General features: G+C 70.4%; 23 protein-coding genes. 8 read left to right on the top strand and 15 right to left on the bottom strand.

Annotated features, from left to right (window positions below):
- The first annotated feature begins 1 nt into the window (after window position 1).
- Entirely contained in the window at window positions 2–544 is a 543-nt protein-coding gene (locus H8R17_RS12500; protein ID WP_187823235.1) for a hypothetical protein, read from the top strand.
- A 34-nt stretch (window positions 545–578) separates the two neighbouring features.
- Here the strand turns inward: H8R17_RS12500 and H8R17_RS12495 are convergent, their stop codons facing one another.
- The 5 genes from H8R17_RS12495 to H8R17_RS12470 all read right to left on the bottom strand — a co-directional run bounded on the left by H8R17_RS12495 (window position 579) and on the right by H8R17_RS12470 (window position 5,815).
- Window positions 579–746, bottom strand: a complete 168-nt coding sequence (locus H8R17_RS12495; RefSeq protein WP_187823234.1) for a hypothetical protein — start codon at window positions 744–746, stop codon at window positions 579–581.
- A gap of 134 nt (window positions 747–880) precedes the next feature.
- Window positions 881–1,393 carry a tRNA (adenosine(37)-N6)-threonylcarbamoyltransferase complex ATPase subunit type 1 TsaE gene (tsaE, locus tag H8R17_RS12490; RefSeq protein ID WP_187823233.1) on the bottom strand — a complete coding sequence of 171 codons (513 nt, stop codon included), beginning with the start codon at window positions 1,391–1,393 and terminating at the stop codon, window positions 881–883.
- Window positions 1,359–2,600 carry an alpha/beta fold hydrolase gene (locus H8R17_RS12485; protein WP_187823232.1) on the bottom strand — a complete coding sequence of 414 codons (1,242 nt, stop codon included), beginning with the start codon at window positions 2,598–2,600 and terminating at the stop codon, window positions 1,359–1,361. Before H8R17_RS12485 ends, tsaE begins: the two co-directional genes overlap by 35 nt.
- A gap of 135 nt (window positions 2,601–2,735) precedes the next feature.
- Window positions 2,736–3,908, bottom strand: coding sequence for an alanine racemase (gene alr / locus H8R17_RS12480; protein WP_187823231.1), 1,173 nt, complete (start codon window positions 3,906–3,908; stop codon window positions 2,736–2,738).
- Between the two features lie 473 nt (window positions 3,909–4,381).
- Window positions 4,382–5,815, bottom strand: coding sequence for an NAD(P)H-hydrate dehydratase (locus tag H8R17_RS12470; protein WP_187823230.1), 1,434 nt, complete (start codon window positions 5,813–5,815; stop codon window positions 4,382–4,384).
- Window positions 5,816–5,968: 153 nt separating this feature from the next.
- On the opposite strand from H8R17_RS12470, the gene H8R17_RS12465 reads away from it, so the two are divergent.
- The gene (locus H8R17_RS12465; protein ID WP_223124953.1) at window positions 5,969–7,162 is read left to right on the top strand and encodes a hypothetical protein; all 1,194 of its coding nucleotides are present in this window, start codon (window positions 5,969–5,971) and stop codon (window positions 7,160–7,162) included.
- Between the two features lie 56 nt (window positions 7,163–7,218).
- Here H8R17_RS12465 and H8R17_RS12460 read toward each other — a convergent pair whose 3' ends face one another.
- The 3 genes from H8R17_RS12460 to H8R17_RS12450 are packed head-to-tail and all read right to left on the bottom strand — an operon-like array spanning window position 7,219 to window position 8,988.
- Window positions 7,219–7,590, bottom strand: a complete 372-nt coding sequence (locus H8R17_RS12460; RefSeq protein WP_187823229.1) for a holo-ACP synthase — start codon at window positions 7,588–7,590, stop codon at window positions 7,219–7,221.
- A gap of 9 nt (window positions 7,591–7,599) precedes the next feature.
- Window positions 7,600–8,043 (bottom strand): hypothetical protein, encoded by a 444-nt coding sequence (locus H8R17_RS12455; protein ID WP_187823228.1) that lies wholly within the window; start codon window positions 8,041–8,043, stop codon window positions 7,600–7,602.
- Window positions 8,044–8,046: 3 nt separating this feature from the next.
- Window positions 8,047–8,988 carry a hypothetical protein gene (locus tag H8R17_RS12450; protein WP_187823227.1) on the bottom strand — a complete coding sequence of 314 codons (942 nt, stop codon included), beginning with the start codon at window positions 8,986–8,988 and terminating at the stop codon, window positions 8,047–8,049.
- 291 nt (window positions 8,989–9,279) lie between these two features.
- Here H8R17_RS12450 and H8R17_RS12445 point away from each other — a divergent pair, with 291 nt between their 5' ends.
- Window positions 9,280–10,125: an LLM class flavin-dependent oxidoreductase gene (locus H8R17_RS12445; RefSeq protein ID WP_187823226.1), complete on the top strand. Its 846-nt coding sequence runs from the start codon at window positions 9,280–9,282 to the stop codon at window positions 10,123–10,125.
- 468 nt (window positions 10,126–10,593) lie between these two features.
- On the opposite strand, the gene H8R17_RS12440 is transcribed toward H8R17_RS12445, so the two are convergent.
- Entirely contained in the window at window positions 10,594–10,998 is a 405-nt protein-coding gene (locus H8R17_RS12440) for an ATP-binding protein (RefSeq protein WP_187823225.1), read from the bottom strand.
- Window positions 10,999–11,218: 220 nt separating this feature from the next.
- Here H8R17_RS12440 and H8R17_RS12435 point away from each other — a divergent pair, with 220 nt between their 5' ends.
- The 4 genes from H8R17_RS12435 to coaA all read left to right on the top strand — a co-directional run bounded on the left by H8R17_RS12435 (window position 11,219) and on the right by coaA (window position 13,574).
- On the top strand, window positions 11,219–12,070 hold the full coding sequence (locus H8R17_RS12435; protein ID WP_187823224.1) for a helix-turn-helix transcriptional regulator: 852 nt from the start codon (window positions 11,219–11,221) through the stop codon (window positions 12,068–12,070).
- Between the two features lie 8 nt (window positions 12,071–12,078).
- Window positions 12,079–12,279, top strand: a complete 201-nt coding sequence (locus tag H8R17_RS12430) for a DUF397 domain-containing protein (RefSeq protein ID WP_187823223.1) — start codon at window positions 12,079–12,081, stop codon at window positions 12,277–12,279.
- Window positions 12,280–12,383: 104 nt separating this feature from the next.
- Window positions 12,384–12,539 (top strand): hypothetical protein, encoded by a 156-nt coding sequence (locus H8R17_RS12425; protein ID WP_187823222.1) that lies wholly within the window; start codon window positions 12,384–12,386, stop codon window positions 12,537–12,539.
- A gap of 45 nt (window positions 12,540–12,584) precedes the next feature.
- On the top strand, window positions 12,585–13,574 hold the full coding sequence (gene coaA, locus H8R17_RS12420; protein ID WP_187823221.1) for a type I pantothenate kinase: 990 nt from the start codon (window positions 12,585–12,587) through the stop codon (window positions 13,572–13,574).
- 147 nt (window positions 13,575–13,721) lie between these two features.
- Here coaA and glmM read toward each other — a convergent pair whose 3' ends face one another.
- The 3 genes from glmM to rplM form a co-directional block, all read right to left on the bottom strand.
- A complete protein-coding gene (glmM, locus tag H8R17_RS12415; RefSeq protein WP_187823220.1) occupies window positions 13,722–15,080 on the bottom strand; it encodes a phosphoglucosamine mutase in 1,359 nt (452 codons plus the stop codon).
- 252 nt (window positions 15,081–15,332) lie between these two features.
- On the bottom strand, window positions 15,333–15,845 hold the full coding sequence (rpsI, locus tag H8R17_RS12410; protein ID WP_187823219.1) for a 30S ribosomal protein S9: 513 nt from the start codon (window positions 15,843–15,845) through the stop codon (window positions 15,333–15,335).
- 42 nt (window positions 15,846–15,887) lie between these two features.
- Window positions 15,888–16,331 (bottom strand): 50S ribosomal protein L13, encoded by a 444-nt coding sequence (rplM, locus tag H8R17_RS12405; protein ID WP_187823218.1) that lies wholly within the window; start codon window positions 16,329–16,331, stop codon window positions 15,888–15,890.
- A gap of 422 nt (window positions 16,332–16,753) precedes the next feature.
- On the opposite strand from rplM, the gene H8R17_RS12400 reads away from it, so the two are divergent.
- Entirely contained in the window at window positions 16,754–17,635 is an 882-nt protein-coding gene (locus H8R17_RS12400; protein ID WP_187823217.1) for a hypothetical protein, read from the top strand.
- 78 nt (window positions 17,636–17,713) lie between these two features.
- Here H8R17_RS12400 and truA read toward each other — a convergent pair whose 3' ends face one another.
- From truA to H8R17_RS12385, 3 genes are all read right to left on the bottom strand, one after another.
- Window positions 17,714–18,568, bottom strand: a complete 855-nt coding sequence (truA, locus tag H8R17_RS12395; protein ID WP_187823216.1) for a tRNA pseudouridine(38-40) synthase TruA — start codon at window positions 18,566–18,568, stop codon at window positions 17,714–17,716.
- 75 nt (window positions 18,569–18,643) lie between these two features.
- Complete coding sequence (gene rplQ, locus H8R17_RS12390) at window positions 18,644–19,174, bottom strand: 50S ribosomal protein L17 (protein WP_187823215.1); 531 nt, start codon at window positions 19,172–19,174, stop codon at window positions 18,644–18,646.
- A 202-nt stretch (window positions 19,175–19,376) separates the two neighbouring features.
- Window positions 19,377–20,141 (bottom strand): DNA-directed RNA polymerase subunit alpha (locus tag H8R17_RS12385; protein ID WP_187823214.1); only part of this gene is annotated, 765 nt, incomplete at its 5' end.

Here is a 20,141-nt window from a genome sequence, read left to right as displayed (position 1 = left end):
GGTGGCAGGCAGCAGCTCGGGATTCGTGGCCGGGCTCACCGTGGCGGCGCTCGCGACGGTCGGCTTCCTCGCCTACCAGGCCTCCGCGACCGTCCCGGCCGACCTGGGCAGCCCCCGTGCCGGCACCTCGCCGGAGGCCACCGCCAAGGCGCCCCGGAACCCCGCCGCCCTGCCCGCGAAGTCCGGCACCGGCGTACGGGTCGTGTACGCGCTGGACGCCGACCGCGTGTGGCTGGTCGACACCCGCGGCAAGGTCACGCGCACGTTCCGGGTCGCCCCCAGCGCGGTCGACCCGGCGCCGGGCACCTACGCGGTGACGTCCCGCTCGAACGCGGTCACCGGATCCGACGGCACGCCCGTCGAGCACGTCGTGCGGTTCACGAGCGTGGACGGCGTGTCCGTCGGGTTCAGCGCCGCCGTGGACGGTTCGATGCCGCAGGCCGACCCGGCGGTCAGGACGGGCGGCATCCGGGAGTCGCGTGCGGACGGCACCGCGATGTGGCGGTTCGCGACGATCGGGCGGAAGGTCGTCGTGGTCCGTTGAGCCACCGTGGCGTGCGGGCCGCCACTGTGGCGTGTCAGGCGGCCTTGGGGTGCTCCTCGACCGGGGGCTCGGAGGTCTCCGGTTCCGGTGCGCGCGGCGGGGTGGAGATCAGGGCCGCGGCGTCGCACGCCGCCAGCAGCTCGCGCATGGACACCCCGGACGCCACGCGCGGCGGTGACTCGTCTCGTTCTGTGGCCGGCATGGACGCCTCCTGAAAGCCGGGGGCGGACGTAGTTAGGTAGACCTAACTACGGACTGGGTACCATGTGACCACGCGCAGAGCGGCCAACGCAACAATGTGCCGACACGTTGTCGGAACCGTCATGAAAGTGACACTCAGGACGACAGCACGCTGAGATCCACCGCCGCCCAGCGCACCCCCAGCCCGGTGACGGTCACGTGCCGCACCTCGTCGGTCGTGTCACCCACGGCCCGGTGGATGAGGACCTGCAACCGCTCCTCGGTCAGCTCCTCGACCTTGCCCTCGCCCCACTCCACTACGACCACGGACTCCGGCAGCGAGACGTCGAGGTCGAGGTCCTCCATCTCGTCCAGGCCCCCGGACAGCCGGTAGGCGTCGACGTGGACGAGGGGCGGCCCGTCGCCCAGCGGCGGGTGCACGCGGGCGATCACGAAGGTCGGGGAGGTGACGGCCCCGCGCACCCCGAGCCCCTCGCCGAGCCCGCGGGTCAGTGTGGTCTTGCCGGCGCCCAGCTCCCCGGTGAGCATCACGAGGTCGCCGGCCCGCAGCAGCTTGGCGAGCCGTCGTCCGAGTTCCCGCATCTGCTCGGGGGAGGTGACGGTCAGCTTGGTCTCAGCCGGGTCGTGCGGTGCTGCTGGTGCTTCCATAACCACTTACCGTAGCCCCTGCCGGGACGGCACCCGCGCGGGTGAGCAGGTCGGCGAGGCGGTCGGTGACCACTTCCGGGTGTTCCAGCATCACCAGGTGCCCGGCGTCCGGCACCAGCACCAGCTCGGCGTCCGGCAGCACGTCGGCGATCGCCTCGCTGTGCTCGCTGGGCGTGACGAGGTCCTGCACTCCGGCCAGGACGAGGACGGGCAGGTCGGCGAAGTGGACGAGCGCCTCGGTCTTGTCGTGGTCGCCGAACGCCGGGTAGAACTCGGCGACCACGTCGATCGGCGTGCCCTCGATCAGCCGCTCGGCGAACCGGGCGACGGCCGGGTCGACGTCGCGGGACGCGAACGAGTACCGCTTGATGATCCCGGCGAACAGTTCGGCGGTGGCCCGGCGCCCCTTCTCCACCAGCTCGGCCCGCTGCCCCAGCACCTTCAGCACGCCCGGCAGCACCCGCCGCACCGCGTTGACGCCGGCCACCGGCAGCCCGTAGTTCACCTCGCCGAGCCGCCCCGACGACGTACCCACGAGGGCGACGGCGACGACCCGCTCGCGGATCAGCTCCGGGTACTGGTCGGCGAGCGCCATGACGGTCATCCCGCCCATGGAGTGGCCGACGAGCACGAGCGGCCCCTCGGGCGCGGCCGCGTCGATGACGGCCTTCAGATCGCGCCCCAGCTGCTCGATGTCCAGCGGCACGTCGCCCTGCACCTGGCCCACGCCGCGCGCGGAGCGCCCGTGGCTGCGCTGGTCCCAGTGCACGGTCCGGACGACGCCGCGCAGCGCCGCGCGCTGGAAGTGCCAGGAGTCCTGGTTGAGGCAGTAGCCGTGGCTGAAGACGACGGTGACGGGAGCCGGCGCCTTGCGCCCGAAGAGCCGCCGGCGGCGCGGGCTCAGCGGCGGCACCGCCTCCGGGTCCACGTCGTCGACCTCGTAGTACAGCTCGGTGCCGTCGTCGGCGTACGCCTTGCCCGGTGTGCCGCGCAGCGCGCCGTACGGCCCCGCGGAGTCGAGGGCGAGCCGCGCCTTCTGCCGCATGCCGCGGCCGACCGTCATCCGCTCTATGGCCACACCGGTGGCGGCGCCCGCGGCGATCACGCCTATCGCGATGCCCGCGATGCCGGTCGCCCGGCGCCAGCCTCCGGCCGCCCCCGTGGCGGAGGCGACGGCTGCGACGGCTTCCGCACTGCTCTCGCTCACGTACCGCTCCTCTGGCCGCTGGGGTTCGTCCGGGCTGGTGCCGCGATGACCGGTGTGACCGGTGCCGCTGCTCCCGGTGCTCTTGTTACCGGTGCTGCGCCTGGCACACCGGCTACGGGTCACCCACCCGGTTGCTCATTCACCTGACTCATTCAGATAGACGCGTGGAACACGTGTTCCGATCCGTGTGACGATCTCATACGCGATGGTGCCCGCGGCCTGCGCCCAGTCCTCGGCGGTCGGCTCGCCCCGGTCTCCGGGCCCGAACAGCACCGCCTCCGCACCTGCCGGGGGCTCGTCTCCGCCCAGGTCGACGACGAACTGGTCCATCGCGATCCGCCCCGCGACCGTACGCCACTTGCCCTCGACCAGCACCGGCCCGGTGGAGGAGGCGTGCCGCGGGATCCCGTCCGCGTACCCGAGCGGCACGAGGCCGAGGGTGGTCTCGCCCGGGGTCGTGTAGTGATGCCCGTAGCTCACGCCGTGCCCGCCCCGCACCCGCTTCACCAGCGCCAGCGAGGCCGCGAGCCGCATCACGGGCCGCAGCCCGAGGTCGGCCGGGGTGCCGATGGCCGGGTTGGGCGAGATCCCGTACATGGCGACGCCCGGCCGTACGAGGTCGAAGTGCGCCTCGGGCAGCGTGAGCGTGGCCGGCGAGTTGGCGATGTGCCGCACCTCGGGCCGCAGCCCGCGCCCCTCGGCGTACGCGACCATCTCCCGGAAGAGCCCGAGCTGACCGGCGATGGACGGATGCCGCGGCTCGTCGGCGCAGGCGAAGTGCGACCAGAGCCCGGTGACCTTCAGGGCCCCTTCCGCCTCCGCCCGCACGGCGGCGCCCACCAGCTCGGCCCAGTCCTCCCCGGGCTGGCACCCGTTGCGTCCGAGCCCCGTGTCGGCCTTGAGCTGCACCCGCGCGGGCCGCCCGGCCTGCCGGGCGGCATCGATGATCTCCTCCAGGGCCCAGGCCCCACTCACCGAGACATCGAGATCAGCGCGGACGGCCTCCCGCCAGGGCCCGCCCGGCGTCCACAGCCAGCACATGATCCGGATGTCGTCGGGCAACCCGGCCGCCCGCAGCTCGAGGGCCTCCTCAGGAGTGGCCGTACCCAGCCAGGTTGCCCCCGCGGTGACAGCCGCACGCGCACACGGCAGCGCCCCGTGCCCGTACCCGTCCGCCTTCACCACGGCCATGAAGGCGGCGCCCGGCGCCAGGGCACGCAGGGCGCGCACATTGGCCCGCAGGGCGGCCAGGTCGATCTCGGCGCGGGCGCGCAGGGGCGCGGTCCGCAGGGCTGCTGTCGTACTCATCGTCGCCCAGTGTCTCAGAGAGGTATGACAGCCTCCGTCACGTGCCGGGCCGACGCCCCCACTCTTAACCCGATCCGTCCGGCGTTGCCTGTTCCGCCCCGCGGGATGCGGTCAGCGAGGCTCGTCCAGGAGGCCGCTGATCTGTTCGTGCAGTTCGTGCGGCACGTGGATGCTCCAGCGGTCGGCTGCCTCGGCGGCCAGGTCCCGGCTCCAGCGCCAGCTGTTGCGCATGTCCTCCTCACGGGCGGCAGCCGTGGTGGCGGCGTAGCGGTCCCGGTCGGCGGCGGGCAGGTCCTGTTCCAGTGCGCGGCTGGGGGGGTGAGCCAGTGGGCCGTGCCGTCGAACAGGAGGCGGCAGAGCTGGAGTTGCTGGGGCGCGATGAGGATGCCCAGCAGGGCATGGGCGCGGGCGACTTCGCCGCGGGCCAGGACGTGGGCTCCGAAAGGCCGCACCGCCTCCTCCTCTCCCCCGGCTCACTCCCCGCGAACATCCCGCCAAGCCCGCACCACCGCCCCCGCCACATCCTGCGCCCCCACCGGCGCCCCGTCCGCCGCGAACCGCCCCGCCAACCCATGCACATACGCCCCCGCACTCCCCGCGTCCACGGCGGAAAGCCCCGCCGCCAGCAACGACCCCGTAAGCCCGGACAACACGTCCCCGCTCCCCGCCGTAGCCAGCCACCCCGTCCCCGTCGAATTCACCCGCACCGCCCCACCGCCCGAATCCGCCACCAACGTCGTCGACCCCTTCAGCAACACCGTCGCCCCGTACCGCCGGGCCAACTCCCGCACCGCCGCCAGCCGAGCCCCCTCGACCTCCCCCCGGTCAACCCCCAGCAACGCCGCGGCCTCCCCGGCGTGCGGCGTCATCAACGTCGGCGCCGTACGCCCCCGCACCGCCTCCACCTCCGCCAACCGCAGCCCGTCCGCATCGACCAGCACCGGCACCTCCGCCCGCAACACCTCCGCGACAGTCGCGGCGTCGTCACCGGCCCCAGGCCCGACCACCCACGCCTGCACCCGTCCCGCCCGCTTCGGCCCCTGATCCGACACCAGCGTCTCCGGGTACCGCGCGATCACCGCATCCCCGGCCGGCCCGACGTACCGCACCGCCCCGGCACCACCCCGCAACGCCCCCGCCACAGCCAGCACAGCCGCGCCGGGATACCGGCCCGACCCGGCGGCGATCCCCACAACTCCCCGCCGGTACTTGTCACTCTCCACCTGCGGCACCGGCAGCAGCCGAGCCACATCCACGTGCTGCAACGCCTCCAACTCGGCCTCGACGGGCAGTTCGAGCCCGATGTCCACCAGCCGCACCGACCCGGCGTACTCCCGCGCGGGGTCGATCAGCAACCCCGGCTTGTGCGTCCCGAACGTCACGGTCAGGTCGGCCCGCATGGCGACGCCGCGCACCTCGCCGGTGTCGACATCCACCCCGCTCGGCAGATCGACGGCCACGACAGCCGCCCGCGAGCGCTCGGCCGCAGCAGCCAAGGGCACCGCGCCCGCCCGCAACCCGCCCTTCCCGCCGATCCCGACAATCCCGTCCATGACGAGATCGGCCCGCTCGATCAGCCGTTCCGCCGCATCGGAACCCGCTACCGAACCCCCCGCTCGCCGCAGCGCCGCGAGCCCCCCGCCGTGCGCCCGCTCGGCCGAGAGCAACACGGCCGTGACTCCCGCCCCGCGCCGGGCGAGCCGCGCCCCGGCGTACAGGGCGTCACCCCCGTTGTCCCCGCTGCCGACCAGCAGTACGACCCGCCGCCCGTACACCCGCCCCAGCAGGTCCGCGCAGGCCGCGGCGAGCCCGGCGGCGGCGCGCTGCATCAACGCGCCCTCCGGAAGCCGCGCCATCAGTTCCCGTTCGGCCGCCCTTACCGTCTCCACGCTGTACGCAGTCCGCATGCGACCGAGTCTCCCGCACCACACCCTCCGCACGGCATCGCCCAGGAACGCGCGTCCCGCCCATTGACGCTTTGCCGCCCCTTTGCCAAACTCACCGCCCCCCACAGGATGAATCGATTCAGTCGAATCGATTCGACGAGAGGACGAACCCGCATGGGACGAGGACGAACCCGCATAGGACGAAGAGCCGCCTTCACCGCAGCGGCCGGCGCCGTCGCGCTCCTCACCGCCACGGGCACCCTGATGGCTCAGGCCACCGCGGCTCCCACGGCTCCCGCCGCCCCCGCGAAAGCCGCCGCCTGCGGGGACGGCTCGTACCAGGCCGAGGCCGTGCTCAACGGCAGCACCTGGACGGCCCGCCGCGGCAGCCGCACCGTCTACACCGGCAGTGACATGCGCGCCGCCGTCCAGGCGGCCGTGAACAGCCTGACGTCGGGCCGCACCGCCAAGGAACGGGTCGTGGTCCGCGGCTCGGGCTCGATGTCCGCGGGCTCGCGCATATCCCTCCCCAGCTACACCACGCTCGACGTCTGCGGCACGATCAACGTCACCGGCAGCGGTTCGGGCGACCAGGCCCCGATCTACTCCCGCGGCGCCCGGGACGTCGAGGTCCAGAACCTCAAGGTCACCGGCTCACCTCTGTACGGCATCTTCATGCGCAACGTGCAGAACGTGGTCCTCGGCCAGATCGACATGCGCCTGTCGCGGGGCCTCGGCATCCGGATCGACAACCGCGGCAACACCAGCCAGTGGACGCGCAACGTCCGCATCAACAACGTGTACGTCTCCGGCGCCAGCAGCCACGCGGTGGAGACGTACGGCGTCGACGGCATCACCATCGGTACGGTCACCGCCCGCAACGTGGGCGAGTCGGGCCTGCTGTTCAACCAGACCATCAACGCCACCGTGACGAAGGTCGACGCGGAGGGCGCCGGCACCGGCACGGGTTACGCCGCGTTCCGCATGGCCAACCGCAACGGCCGCGTCGGCAGCGGCTACCCGACGAACATCCGCGTCGGCGAGGTCATCGCGCGCGGCGGCGGCCGCGGCGTGTTCTGCGTGTCGGAGAGCGGCGGCGCGGTCATCGACCGGGTGAACATCTCCAACACCGGCAACAACTCGATCCTGATCGAGAACTGCTACAACGTGAACATCGCCGCCCAGAGCGGCAGCGTCTCGGGCGGCGGCGAAATCCGCCTCGCCGCACGCTCGGAGTTCCCGAACAACCGGGACATCACCATCCAGAACCTGACGGTGACCAACTCCGCCATCAGGGAAAGCCCCTGCGGTGAGAACACCACGTTCCGCAACAACCGCCTGGTGAACAGCCGCCAGTCGATCTGCTGACGCCGGGTCCGGGTGGGGCCGGTACGAGGGCCGGCCCCACTCCTCTGTGACCGGCGTCATCCCTCCGCGATCACCACAGCGGAGGCCACCCCGGCGTCATGACTGAGCGACACATGCCAGGACCGCACCCCGAGCTCCGCCGCCCGGGCCGCCACCGACCCGGTGACATAAAGCCGAGGCTGCCCACTGTCCTCCACATACACCTCGGCATCGGTCCAGAGCAGCCCCGCCGGCGCCCCCAACGCCTTCGCCAACGCCTCCTTGGCGGCAAACCGCACAGCCAACGAGGCCACCCCGCGCCGCTCCCCACTGGGCAGCAGCAACTCCCGCTCCACAAACAGCCGATCGACAAGCCCGGGCGTCCGCTTCAGCGACGCCTCGAACCGATCGATCTCGGCCACGTCGATCCCGACCCCGATGATGCTCACCCGGGCACTCTACGATCCGTGCGACGAGCTCGGCTCCCCAGCGACCAGGTCGGCCTCGTCGGTCGCGGTGACGGCCCGGTCGAGGAAGCGGGTGAGCCTGTCCGTGTCGGGGCACAGGTGGAGGCCCCGGTGGAGATGCTTGTCGAACTCGACGCCGCGCGTGTCCAGGACGCGCAGGATGGCTGCCGCCCAGGCCGAGCGGTACCCAGCGGCGAATCCTGAGGCCCGCTGCTCAAGGTGCTCCCGCGCCTCCTCCCCCGCCGTGCTGGCGCGAATCCGGGCCACCTCCTCAAGGGGAACCACCCCACGTTGCCTGAGGTCCTCCAGCCCGAACAGGAAGTCACCCGCCACCTTGGGCGCGGGGATGCCCAATGCGAGGCACGTCGTCGTGAACCGGTAGAGGTCGAACAACTCCGACGGCACGTCCTGCTGACTGTCTTGCTCCTCGGCCAACGCTCAGGCCCCTTCAGGGCTGTTCCGCGGAACCTCCGGGTCCCCGGCGAACAGATCCTCGGCCCGCTGGACCGTGCGGGACCGCTCCAGCCAGAGGTCCATGCGGTCGAGATCGGTGCAGCTGGTGATGCGCTCGCGCACACTGTCCGGTACGGGGATGCCACGCACCTCCAGCACGGCCAGGATCCCCTTGGCCTCGCCTGCGGCCTCGGCTTCGGCCTTGCCTGCAGCCTTGCCCTCCAGATAGGCCGTCTCGCGGACCGTTCCCCGTCCGGGGAAATAGCTGACGAACGACATGATTTCCCTCAGTTTCTGTCCGGCTGGGGTGTTCCCCAGGCTGATTTCCAGGAAGTCGAAGAAGTAGTCGGCGGTCCCGGGGTCTGTTTTCCGGATCTCCAGCAGGGCGGTTGTGATTGCCTTCGTTATGGCGTCGCAGTCGGCACTGCGGGCGTGCGCCAAGGCGGAGAGCGCGGCCAGTGCCAGGTTCTTCGCCGCCGTCCTGGCATCGGTGATCACCGGCAGGTTGTCCGGCCCGGCGACCAGCGGATACGTCCGCTGAGCCGTCCAGTCACGCGTGCCGCAGTCAAAGGGGCCGGCCGCCCACTTGGCCGTGTCTCTGTCCTGGCAGACCACGAGAAGCAGCACGGGCAGGCCGTACTTCGCCTGGAGGTAGGCGATGTAGTACGACCAACTCCACTCCTTGCCCGCGACCTTCCCGGACTGCGACTCGATGGCGAGCAGAAAGTCCTCGCCGTCGGACGGGCCGATGCGCAGCACGGTGTCCACGCGGCGTTCCAGCGGCCGGGTCTGCGTAACGTCCGTGGTGACGGCGTCCACGGTCGCCTTCGCGGCCAACGGGACGCCCAGCACCCCGAACACGGGAGCCAGGATCTCGGGCCGCTCCTGGAAGATCCGGTGCATGCCCTCGTGAGCTGATGTGACCATGCGCGCAACCTTGGCGGGCCCAGACAGAGAAAGACTGCGCGACCAGAACCAGTTCACCCATTCGAGCGTCGATGAAACGTTCACGCCCCCGCTCTCGCCCATTCACCGCACCAAAGACAGGCCGGTCGCCCCGAAATCCGCTTGTCTCCCAACCCCACTCGCTCTAAGGTCACATCACTCCGACGAGACGTTCCCCAGAAGCACGCCGCAGGGCGGGAGCGTCCCACCTCACCGAGGTGCCGGAGGGGCGGCAGCTGTCTTTGTCGACCCTTCCTTCCGGAGGTCTCCTTCATGAACGTCGGAATCGGCCTGCCCATCGGCGACCCCGCCACCCTGCTCATCTGGGCCCAGCACGCCGACGCCGGGCCCTTCAGCACGCTCGGCCTGCTCGACCGTCTCGTCTACGACAACCCCGAGCCCCTGGTCGCCCTCGCCGTCCTCGCCGGCGCCACCTCCCGCATCCGCGTCCAGACCGAGGTCCTGCTCGCCCCGCTACGCGACACCGCCCTCCTCGCCAAGCAGGCCGCCACCCTGGACCGGATGACCGGCGGCCGCCTGGTCCTCGGCCTGGGCGTAGGCGGCCGGGACGACGACCACCAGGTCTCCGGCATCGACATACGCACCCGGGGCCGCCGCCTGGACGAACAGATGGCTTTGATGTGCCGCCTGTGGTGGGGCGAGCCGTACGACGCCAACACCGGCCCGATCGGTCCCGCCCCCGCCCGCCCCGGCGGCCCGGAGATCCTCTTCGGCGGCTTCAAGCCCGCCGCTCTGGAACGCGTCGCCCGCTGGGGCGACGGCTTCCTGGCCGCCGCGCCCCCCTCCTGGGCAGGCGCCCTCTTCGACACCGTACGCACCTTCTGGAAGGAATACGGCCGCGACGGCGCCCCCCGCCTCGTCGCCCAGGTCAACGTCGCCCTCGGCCCACAGGACGTCCTCGACGACGCCCGCTCCCGCATGCACGCCTACTACGCCTTCACCGGCATGCCCGACCGCATGGTCGCCGCCCTGCTCACCACCCCCACCGAGATCCGCACCGCGATCACCGCCTTCACCGACCTCGGCGCCGACGAGGTCATGCTCTACTGCCACGCCCTCGACCCGAGCCAGCTACACCGCCTCGCCGACACCTTGTAACGCCGTACGGAACGAGGGTGAGGGTGGGATCGGCCGCGTTCGGCCAACACCGGACGGCGCCAGGCGGGTCCCGCCACCCCCATCTGGCGCTTTCCGACCACTCACCCCACCCACTCACCACAAACCGCCAAACCCACCCGGCGTGCATGCGAGCCGCGACCGCGGCCGCACCACCCACCGGCCGACCGCCGCTCAGCCCACCCGGCGTATCCCCAACTCCCCGACCTCGCCGCCAACCCCGCCCCACAACCCAACCAACCCGCACCGCCAACCCCCTGGACCACCCGCCGCTCCCCGGCCGCCCGCTCGCTCCTTCCCCGTGCTTCCGCGAGCCGAGTCAAGGGTGGCCCGAAGGGCCATCGGCGAAGCCGACGCGGAACGCAGCGCACCGGAGTGAAGCGCCCCTTACTCGGCTCGCGGAAGCACGACACTGACCAAGAAGCGGGCGGCCCAACGCCCACCTCCTCATCACGCGGCCAGCCGACCGGCAGTGATCTCACACCACACGTACTTCCCCCGGTTCCCGTGCCTCGTCAGCGGATTCCACCCCCACACATCAGCACACGCCCGCACCAACGCCAGCCCCCTCCCCTCCTCCACCTCACCGAGCTGTTCCAACACCCGCGGCGGCTCCGGCGGTTCCGGGTCGGCATCCCACGCACCGATCCTCAGCACTCCCGCCGACCAGCACACCCGCAACGCGGCCGGCCCCTTCGTATGGCGTACGGCATTGGAGACCAGCTCCGCGGTGTCCACGAGACCGATCAGTCCGTGCAGGGTGAGGATCAGGCGCAGGGTACGGCGACTGACCGTGACGGCGCGCAGGTCGTTCGGGATGTAAAGGGTGTACTCCCAGGGTTCGTTTTCAGGCATGCGTGGGCTCCGTTTCAGTGGTCGTGGAGAGATCGGGCCGGTGTCAGTGCCGCGTCCGTCATGGCAGGGCGGAGCGGTGCGCTTGCGGTGCCCCGGCGTTCCGCAGAGTGTACGTCGCGTCACTGACGGTAGGGCTAACCTGTCATCCCGAGCAAGCCGCTCGCGTAATCTGACCCCCGAACGAGTCGCACCGGCAGGCGTGTTGAACGAGGAGCAACCGATGGTTCTGAGGCGCGAACCCACAGCACGTCAGATGCGCCTGGCAGTCGAACTGCGCAGACTCCGCGACACGGCTGGACTCACCGCCCGCGAGGCGGCTGCGCTGCTCGGAGCAAGTCGCGTCCAGATCAGCCACATCGAATCCGGCCTCACGGGCGTGAGCGAGCAGCGACTGCGCCGCCTGGCCGCCCACTACTCGTGCACGGACGAAAAGTTCGTCGACGCTCTGGTGGCGATGGCAACGGACCGGACGCGCGGCTGGTGGGAGGAGTACCGAGGTCAGCTGCCCACACCGTTCCTCGACCTGTCCGAACTGGAGCACCACGCCACACACCGGTGGGACGTGGACTTCCTGCACATCCCCGGCCTTCTCCAGACGGAGGACTACGCCCGCGCACTCTTCTCCTGCCGTGTCCCGGAACCCCCCGAGGACGAGCTGGAGTTGCGCGTACGCCACCGCCTCCAACGGCGCGTCATCATCGAGGGTGCACAGCCGATCCCGTACCACGTAGTGGTCCACGAGGCGGCGTTGCGGATCAGGGTCGGCGGCCGAGCCGTCTCACGGGCTCAGCTCGCCCGCATCCTGGAGGCCTCGGAAGCCGAACACATCACCGTGCGGGTCATCCCCTTCGAACTGGACAGCTTCGCCGACGTCACAGCGGCCATGGTGTACGCCGGCGGCGCCGTACCGAAGTTGGACACCGTCGTACGCGACGGCCCGCACGGCTCGCTGTTCATCGACTCCGAGGCACAACTCGGCGTCTTCCGAACACTCTTCCGTAGAGTGGAGGCGGCGTCGCTCGACCACGAACGGTCGCGTGACCTCATCCACAGGCTGGCCCAGGAACTGTGAGGCGTCCGGTGATCACTCCCGACAACTGGCGGAAGTCTTCCTACTCCGGCAGCGGCGACGGCAACGCCTGCGTCGAGATCGCGCACAGCTCCACCCACACATCCATCCGCGACTCAAAGACCCCCACCCACCCCACCCTCACCTTCCCCCCGAAAGCCTTCGCCCTCTTCATAGAAACCGTCAGAAAGCCTTCTGGCCAGGGCAAGTGACCCTCCCACGCACTCACTGACCATGAAGTTCAAGTCGCTGGGGATCGCGGCCGCCGCCGTTGCCCTCGTCGGGCACGGCCCTCACCGGTGGTACCGCCGTCGCGGTGACGGCCAAGGCCGCCGCCCTGCCGAAGGACTGCAGCAGGGTCCTCAGCCCCATCAAGCCCAAGAAGCCCGACCCGTACAAGGCCAAGGGCGTCTACGGCGAGGTCTCGTCGACGCCGCGCTGCACGATCCGCCCCCACCGGCACCGGGCGTGACGCACCCCACCCGCCACCCCACCCAATCCGCGTTAACAATGGACTGTGATCTCTCCGGTCTCCTCGATACCCCGGAGCGCCCACCGGCAGCGGCCGGAGGCGACTCCCTACGTCGACCTCACCCGTGACGAGTGGAGCGCGTTGCGGGCCAAGACGCCGTTGCCGCTCAGCGCCGAGGAGGTCGAGCGGCTGCGCGGCCTCGGTGACGTCATCGACCTCGACGAGGTGCGGGACATCTACCTGCCGCTGTCCCGGCTGCTCAACCTCTACGTCAAGGCCACCGACGGGCTGAGGGGCGCCCTCAACACCTTCCTCGGCGAGCAGGGCTCCCAGTCCGGCACACCCTTCGTCATAGGGGTCGCCGGCTCCGTCGCCGTCGGCAAGTCCACCGTCGCCCGCCTCCTCCAGGCCCTCCTGCGCCGCTGGCCCGAGCACCCCCGCGTCGAGCTGGTCACCACCGACGGCTTCCTGCTGCCCACCCGGGAGCTGGAGGCCCGCGGCCTGATGTCCCGCAAGGGCTTCCCCGAGTCGTACGACCGCCGCGCCCTGACCCGCTTCGTCGCCGACGTCAAGGCCGGCAAGGACGAGGTCACCGCCCCCGTCTACTCCCACCTGATCTACGACATCGTCCTGGGCGAGCAACTCACCGTCCGCCGCCCCGACATCCTCATCGTCGAGGGGCTCAACGTCCTCCAGCCCGCCCTGCCCGGCCAGGACGGCCGCACCCGCGTCGGCCTCGCCGACTACTTCGACTTCAGCGTGTACGTCGACGCCCGCACCGAGGACATCGAGCGCTGGTACCTGAGCCGCTTCCGCAAGTTGCGCGCCACGGCCTTCCAGGACCCGTCCTCGTACTTCCGCAAGTACACCCAGGTGTCCGAGGAGGAGGCCCTCGACTACGCCCGCACGATGTGGCGCACGATCAACAAGCCGAACCTCCTCGAGAACATCGCCCCCACCCGGGGCCGCGCCACCCTCGTCCTGCGCAAGGGCCCCGACCACAAGGTGCAGCGGCTCAGCCTGCGCAAGCTGTGACAGCGACCGTCACAGCGGCCTGCCAGAGAGCATCACCTTGGCGAAGAGGAGCGCCCCGTAAGGGGCGCATTGAACTGCGCGGGCCAGCCACGACGATCCCGCAGCCCGCGCCGCACAGAACCCCCACCCCCTACCCGGAACGGCCCCCTAACCCAGCGCCGACTTCACCGCATCGGCCAACCGCCCGGCAACCGACCGAGCCTGCTCAATATCCGCGGCCTCCACCATCACCCGAACCAACGGCTCAGTCCCCGACGGCCGCAGCAACACCCTCCCGGTCGCCCCCAACTCCCTCTCCGCGTCGGCAACGGCAGCACACAACTCGGCCGAGTCCGCGACACGCGACCTGTCCACGTCCGGCACATTGATCAGCACCTGCGGCAACCGCTCCATCACCCCCGCAAGATCCCGCAACGTACGACCACTCCCGGCAACACGCGCGGCCAGCATCAGCCCCGTCAGCGTCCCGTCCCCCGTCGTCGCATGATCAAGAATGATCACGTGCCCGGACTGCTCGCCCCCGAGCGCGTACCCCTTCTCCTTCATCTCCTCCAGCACGTACCGGTCACCGACCGCCGTCTGCACGAGCGTGATCCCCTCGCGCTCCATGGCGAGCTTGAACCCCAGGTTCGACATCACGGTCGCCACCACGGCCCCGGCCCGCAGCGCCCCCCGCTCCCGCATGGCCAGCGCGATCACGGCCAGAATCTGGTCGCCGTCCACCTCCGCGCCGGTGTGGTCCACGGCCAGACACCGGTCGGCGTCCCCGTCGTGTGCGATACCGAGATCGGCCCCGTGCTCCACGACGGCGGCCTTCAACTGCTCCAGGTGCGTCGACCCGCACCCGTCGTTGATGTTCAGCCCGTCCGGCTCGGCCCCGATCGTGACGACCTCGGCACCGGCCCGCGCGAACGCCTCCGGCGAGACCCGCGCGGCCGCGCCATGCGCCTCGTCCAGGACGATCTTCAGGCCGTCCAGCCGGTTCGGCAGCACGCCGAGCAGGTGCGCGACGTACTTGTCGAACCCCTCGCCGTACTCCCGTACGCGCCCGACCCCCGCGCCTGTGGGCCGCTCCCACGGCTCACCGCGCCGGTGCTCCTCGTACACGGCCTCGATCCGGTCCTCCAGCTCGTCGGCGAGCTTGTGCCCGCCGCGGGCGAAGAACTTGACGCCGTTGTCCGGCATGGCGTTGTGGCTCGCGGAGAGCATCACGCCGAGGTCGGCGCCCAGCTCGCCGGTGAGGTACGCCACCGCCGGCGTCGGCAGCACGCCGACCCGCAGCACGTCCACGCCGGCACTGGCGAGGCCCGCGACCACGGCGGCCTCCAGGAACTCCCCGGACGCGCGCGGGTCACGCCCGACCACCGCGGTCGGCCGGTGTCCTTCGAACGTGCCCGCCTCGGCCAGTACGTGCGCCGCGGCGACGGAGAGGCCGAGTGCCATCTCGGCCGTCAGGTCCGCGTTGGCGACGCCGCGCACGCCGTCTGTGCCGAAGAGTCGTCCCACTGTGGTGTCCTCCGAAAGTGCTGAGAGAGTGCGGCTCTCACCGAGTGTCCAGTCACGCCCTGGGCGAAGTACATCCCCTGAGACCGTCCGACGTGTCCCGAGGTTGTAAGCCTGCGCTATACAACATTCCCCGTGAACGGCATGCCCCGTAACGACATCCCCCGTAAACGAACCGCCCCGGTCGGCACGGAATGTGCCGCCGGGGCGATCGTCGCGAACAGCGAAACTGCGAACGCGATACAGCGGACGCGATTAGCGCTTGCTGTACTGCGGAGCCTTGCGGGCCTTCTTCAGACCGGCCTTCTTGCGCTCGACCGCACGGTCGTCGCGGCGCAGGAAGCCGGCCTTCTTCAGCGCGCCGCGGTTGTTGTCGACGTCGGCCTCGTTCAGCGCACGGGCGACACCGAGACGGAGCGCACCGGCCTGACCGGAGACGCCGCCACCGGCGATGCGGGCGACGACGTCGTAGCGGCCCTCGAGCTCCAGCACCTTGAAGGGCTCGTTGACCTCCTGCTGGTGCACCTTGTTCGGGAAGTAGTCCTCGAGGGCGCGACCGTTGATCTTCCACTTGCCGGTGCCCGGGACGATCCGGACGCGGGCGATGGCGTTCTTACGGCGGCCCAGGCCGGCGGCCGGCTGGGGCTCGCCGAAGCGGGAGCCGAGGGACTCCGAGGTGTACTCACCCTCGACGGGGGTCTCGGACTCGGTGGTGTAGCTGTCGATGTCAAGCTCTTCGAGCGGCTGCTCGGCAGTGGTCTCGGCCACGATTCTCCTCAGATTCTCTTCAGTCTTAGGGGGTGGCCGGACTTACTGCGCGACCTGGGTGATCTCGTACGGCTGCGGCTGCTGCGCGCCGTGCGGGTGCTGGTCACCCTTGTAGACCTTCAGCTTCGAGAGCATCTGACGGCCCAGGGAGTTCTTGGGGAGCATGCCCTTGACGGCCTTCTCGACGGCCTTCTCGGGGTTCTTCTCCAGCAGCTCGTCGTAGCGGACGGAGCGCAGACCGCCCGGGTAGCCGGAGTGGCGGTACGCCATCTTCTGCGTCCGCTTGTTGCCGGACAGGTGCACCTTGTCGGCGTTGATGATGATGACGAAGTCACCAGCGTCGACGTGCGGTGCGTAGATCGGCTTGTGCTTGCCCCGGAGAAGGGTCGCTGCGGTGGTGGCGAGACGACCCAGGACAACGTCCTGAGCGTCAATGACGTGCCACTGGCGCGTCACATCGCCGGGCTTGGGGCTGTACGTACGCACGGTTCGTAGCCTTCGCTTCGAGTGAATGGTCCTAGACAAGGTCACCGAAACGATCACGACAGCCTTGACCCACGGCGGCGACGCAAACCGCGTGCGTGGGGTCGCTGGTCATCGGCCCGGTGGACCGGTGTAAGGGCCCGTCCCGTGAGAATGAGCAAGCCAATACACAACGAACAGGCAGAATACCTGGGCGCACCCGAGGGGGTCAAAACGAGGGCACACCGCCGTCTCCGCCGTCTGCCGCCGCGTGGTCTGCCACTGCGCACAACCCCGTCACGAGACCTGCCCACCGGTGCCGGTTCGCCGGTCGTACCAAGCACCCGGAGATGTCGTTTTTGCCGCCCGCGGTGAAGGGACGCCGACGGCCCCAGTCCCCCCTGAGGCGGACCAGCACGCCACTCACCCCGTCTAAGATGCGCCCCATGAGTTATGGGCAGGGGGGTCCTCAGTCTCAGTGGGACCCCTGGAAACCGCATTCTCAGCAGCAGCCGTGGAACAGCGGCGGTACCGGGACTCCGGACTGGGCCGCGCTCGCTGAGGCGTCAGAGGCCCGCAACAAGCGGCGCCGGCTGCTGTTCATCGGCGGCGGCGCGCTCGCCACCGTGGCGATCGGGGCCGCCGTCGCCGTGGCCGTCGTGTCCGCGAACGGCGACAGCGAGGCGTCCAACCGGCCGGCCTCCCAGCTGCCCGCGACCGCCGACATCCCGGCCGAGAGCCCCGCCGCGCCGTCCTTCGCGCCGACCAGCGCGCCGCCCCCGCTGGACCCGAAGGACTTCGTCGCCAGCGCGAAGAAGGACAAGGCGCCGCTGAGCCCGCAGACGCTGTTCCCCGGCACGCAGCTGACCATGGGCGAGACCGTGTACAAGAAGGGCCCGACGGCCGACACCAGGAACTGCACCTCGGCCGTGCAGGGCACCCTGTCGAAGATCCTCGACGCGAACGACTGCACCCGTCTGATCCGGGTCACCTACACCAAGGACAACATGGCGGTGACGGTCGGCGTGGCCGTCTTCGACACCGAGGCGCGGGCGACCAAGGCCAAGACGCAGGCCGACGACAAGAGCTTCGTCAGGGCGCTGACCGGCGGCGGGGTCAAGTCCTTCTGCGACGGTGCGTTCTGCCGGTCCACGACCAACTCCTACGGCCGGTACGCCTACTTCACGATCACGGGCTTCACCAACGGCAAGGACGTGACGGAGAAGGACACGGCGGCCTTCTCCACGGGGGATGACCTGGCCGAGTTCACGTTCCGGCAGATCCGGCGGCGCGGGGAGGCGCAGGCCTCGGCGGCCGCGAACGAGTAGGGCGCCGGCTGAGTAGGGCGCCCTGCGCAGGTGTGGCCGTCTGGGGGCTGCCGCCCAGGCCCCGCTGTCCGCCGGTACTCAGCAGCAGCCCGCGCCCGGCAGTGACCGCTTGTTGCGCGCCTCCCTGTTGCGCGCGGCCAGCTGGTCGTCCGCCGGGTAGCCGACCTCCTCCAGGGTCAGGCCGTGCGGGCGTACGACGTGGACGGCCGAGTCGCGTACGCCGGCCGCGAGGACCTTGCCCGGCCAGTCGGGCGGACGGTGGCCGTCGCCGACGAACAGCAGGGCGCCGATCAGCGAGCGCACCATGTTGTGGCAGAACGCGTCGGCGCGGACCGCGGCCGTGATGATCCCGTCGGCTCCGCGCGCGAGGCTCAGCTCCTGGAGCGTGCGGATGGTCGTCGCACCCGCACGCTTCTTGCAGTACGCCGCGAAGTCGTGCTCCCCCAGCAGCCCCCGCGCCGCCTCGTTCATGGCGTCCACGTCGAGCGGCCAGTCGTGCCACAGGACGTGAGCCCGCAGCAGCGGATCGACGCCGCCGGGGTTGTCGGTCACCCGGTACGCGTAGCGTCGCCAGATCGCCGAGAAACGGGCGTTGAAGCCGCTCGGCGCCTCCCTGAGGGCCCACACCCGTACGTCCCGGGGCAGGCGCCCGGCGAGCCGCTTCAGCAGCTTCGTTCCGTGCTCCGCCCACACCTCCCGGGGCAGATCGACATGCGCGACCTGGCCCCGCGCATGCACCCCGGCGTCGGTCCGCCCGGCCACGGTCAACTCATACGTCTCCCTCGACCGCGTCACCGTCCGCAGGGCGTCCTCGATCTCTCCCTGCACGGTCCGCCGTCCCCCGGCCTGCTTGGCCCACCCGGAGAACTCTCTCCCGTCGTAGGACAGGTCGAGGCGCAGACGTACGTATCCGGGCTGTACTTCATCGCTCACGTACGCATCTTCTCAGGTATGCGAAAGCGGGCCCGTCCCCAGAGGGAACGGGCCCGCTCACAGCGAGGTTTGGCCTCAGGCGTCCTTGGACTCCTCAGCGGCGTCCTCGGCCTTGGTCACGTCGACCTTGGCGTCCTCGACGGCCTCCTCGGACTTGGCCTCGGGGGCCTCCTCCTTCTTGAGGGCGTCTTCCTTGACGGCACGCTGGGTGGCCGCCTCGGCCTCGCCGACCGCCGCCTGCTGCACCGTCAGCGCCTCGACCAGCTCGATGACGGCCATGGGCGCGTTGTCGCCACGGCGGTTACCGATCTTGGTGATGCGGGTGTAGCCACCGGGACGGTTCTCGTAGCGCGGGCCGATCTCGGTGAAGAGCGTGTGGACGACGCTCTTGTCCGTGATGACCTGAAGCACCTGGCGGCGGTTGTGAAGGTCGCCCTTCTTCGCCTTGGTGACCAGACGCTCGGCGTACGGGCGCAGGCGGCGGGCCTTCGCCTCGGTGGTGGTGATCCGGCCGTGCTCGAACAGCGACTTCGCAAGGTTCGCGAGCAGCAGCTTCTCGTGCGCGGCGCTGCCGCCCAGACGGGCACCCTTGGTGGGCTTCGGCATGGTGATTCTCCTGTGTGTCTGCCCCGGCCGTATCAGGTACCGGGGTCAGTATCCGAGCAGGCGGTCGCCTGTCGGAGATCCGGGTAAGCCCCGCGGGGGCGAACCCGGAAGGGCGCGGGGCTGTGTTGCATTTGCGGCTCCGCCGCGTGGGCGCGACCAGCAACAGTCCACCCGCACCCGACGAACCGTCGAGTCCGAGCTCTCAGTACTGCTCGGTCTCCACGAACCCGGCATCCGCGTCGTCGTCCGCCCCGAAGGCGTCCGCAGCCGCGGTCGGGTCGAATCCAGGCGGGCTGTCCTTGAGCGCGAGACCCATCCCGGCCAGCTTCGCCTTGACCTCGTCGATGGACTTCGCACCGAAGTTACGGATGTCCAGCAGGTCAGCCTCGGAGCGCGCAACGAGCTCACCCACGGAGTGGATGCCCTCACGCTTGAGGCAGTTGTACGACCGAACGGTGAGCTCCAGCTCCTCGATCGGCAGCGCCAGATCGGCAGCCAGCGCAGCATCCGTCGGGGACGGACCCATGTCGATGCCCTCGGCGTCGATGTTGAGCTCACGGGCCAGCCCGAACAGCTCGACCAGGGTCTTACCGGCGGAGGCCATCGCGTCGCGCGGACGCATCGCCTGCTTCGTCTCGACGTCGACGATCAGCTTGTCGAAGTCGGTGCGCTGCTCGACACGCGTGGCCTCGACCTTGTACGTGACCTTGAGCACCGGCGAGTAGATCGAGTCGACCGGAATACGCCCGATCTCCTGACCGACCTGCTTGTTCTGCACGGCGGAGACGTAACCGCGGCCACGCTCGACCGTCAGCTCCATCTCCAGCTTGCCCTTGCCGTTGAGCGTGGCGAGGACCAGGTCGGGGTTGTGCACCTCGACACCGGCCGGCGGCGCGATGTCGGCGGCGGTGACCAGACCCGGGCCCTGCTTGCGCAGGTACATCACGACCGGCTCGTCGTGCTCCGA

Source organism: Streptomyces sp. TRM68367 (assembly GCF_014495685.1).
In the GTDB taxonomy this organism is placed as follows: Bacteria; Actinomycetota; Actinomycetes; order Streptomycetales; family Streptomycetaceae; genus Streptomyces.
The sequence above is the reverse complement of the archived record's forward strand: the minus strand, read 5'-3'. Positions and strand labels throughout refer to the sequence as shown.

Bases quoted from the DNA above. Each gene is read 5' to 3' on its own strand.
- H8R17_RS12450 (WP_187823227.1), bottom strand. From the start codon at position 8,988: ATGGTCACATCAGCTCACGAGGGCATGCACCGGATCTTCCAGGAGCGG.
- H8R17_RS12400 (WP_187823217.1), top strand. From the start codon at position 16,754: ATGAGTTATGGGCAGGGGGGTCCTCAGTCTCAGTGGGACCCCTGGAAA.
- rplQ (WP_187823215.1), bottom strand. From the start codon at position 19,174: ATGCCGAAGCCCACCAAGGGTGCCCGTCTGGGCGGCAGCGCCGCGCAC.
- H8R17_RS12465 (WP_223124953.1), top strand. From the start codon at position 5,969: ATGGGACGAGGACGAACCCGCATAGGACGAAGAGCCGCCTTCACCGCA.
- tsaE (WP_187823233.1), bottom strand. From the start codon at position 1,393: ATGGAAGCACCAGCAGCACCGCACGACCCGGCTGAGACCAAGCTGACC.
- H8R17_RS12435 (WP_187823224.1), top strand. From the start codon at position 11,219: ATGGTTCTGAGGCGCGAACCCACAGCACGTCAGATGCGCCTGGCAGTC.
- H8R17_RS12470 (WP_187823230.1), bottom strand. From the start codon at position 5,815: ATGCGGACTGCGTACAGCGTGGAGACGGTAAGGGCGGCCGAACGGGAA.
- alr (WP_187823231.1), bottom strand. From the start codon at position 3,908: ATGAGTACGACAGCAGCCCTGCGGACCGCGCCCCTGCGCGCCCGCGCC.
- H8R17_RS12440 (WP_187823225.1), bottom strand. From the start codon at position 10,998: ATGCCTGAAAACGAACCCTGGGAGTACACCCTTTACATCCCGAACGAC.
- H8R17_RS12445 (WP_187823226.1), top strand. From the start codon at position 9,280: ATGAACGTCGGAATCGGCCTGCCCATCGGCGACCCCGCCACCCTGCTC.
- H8R17_RS12495 (WP_187823234.1), bottom strand. From the start codon at position 746: ATGCCGGCCACAGAACGAGACGAGTCACCGCCGCGCGTGGCGTCCGGG.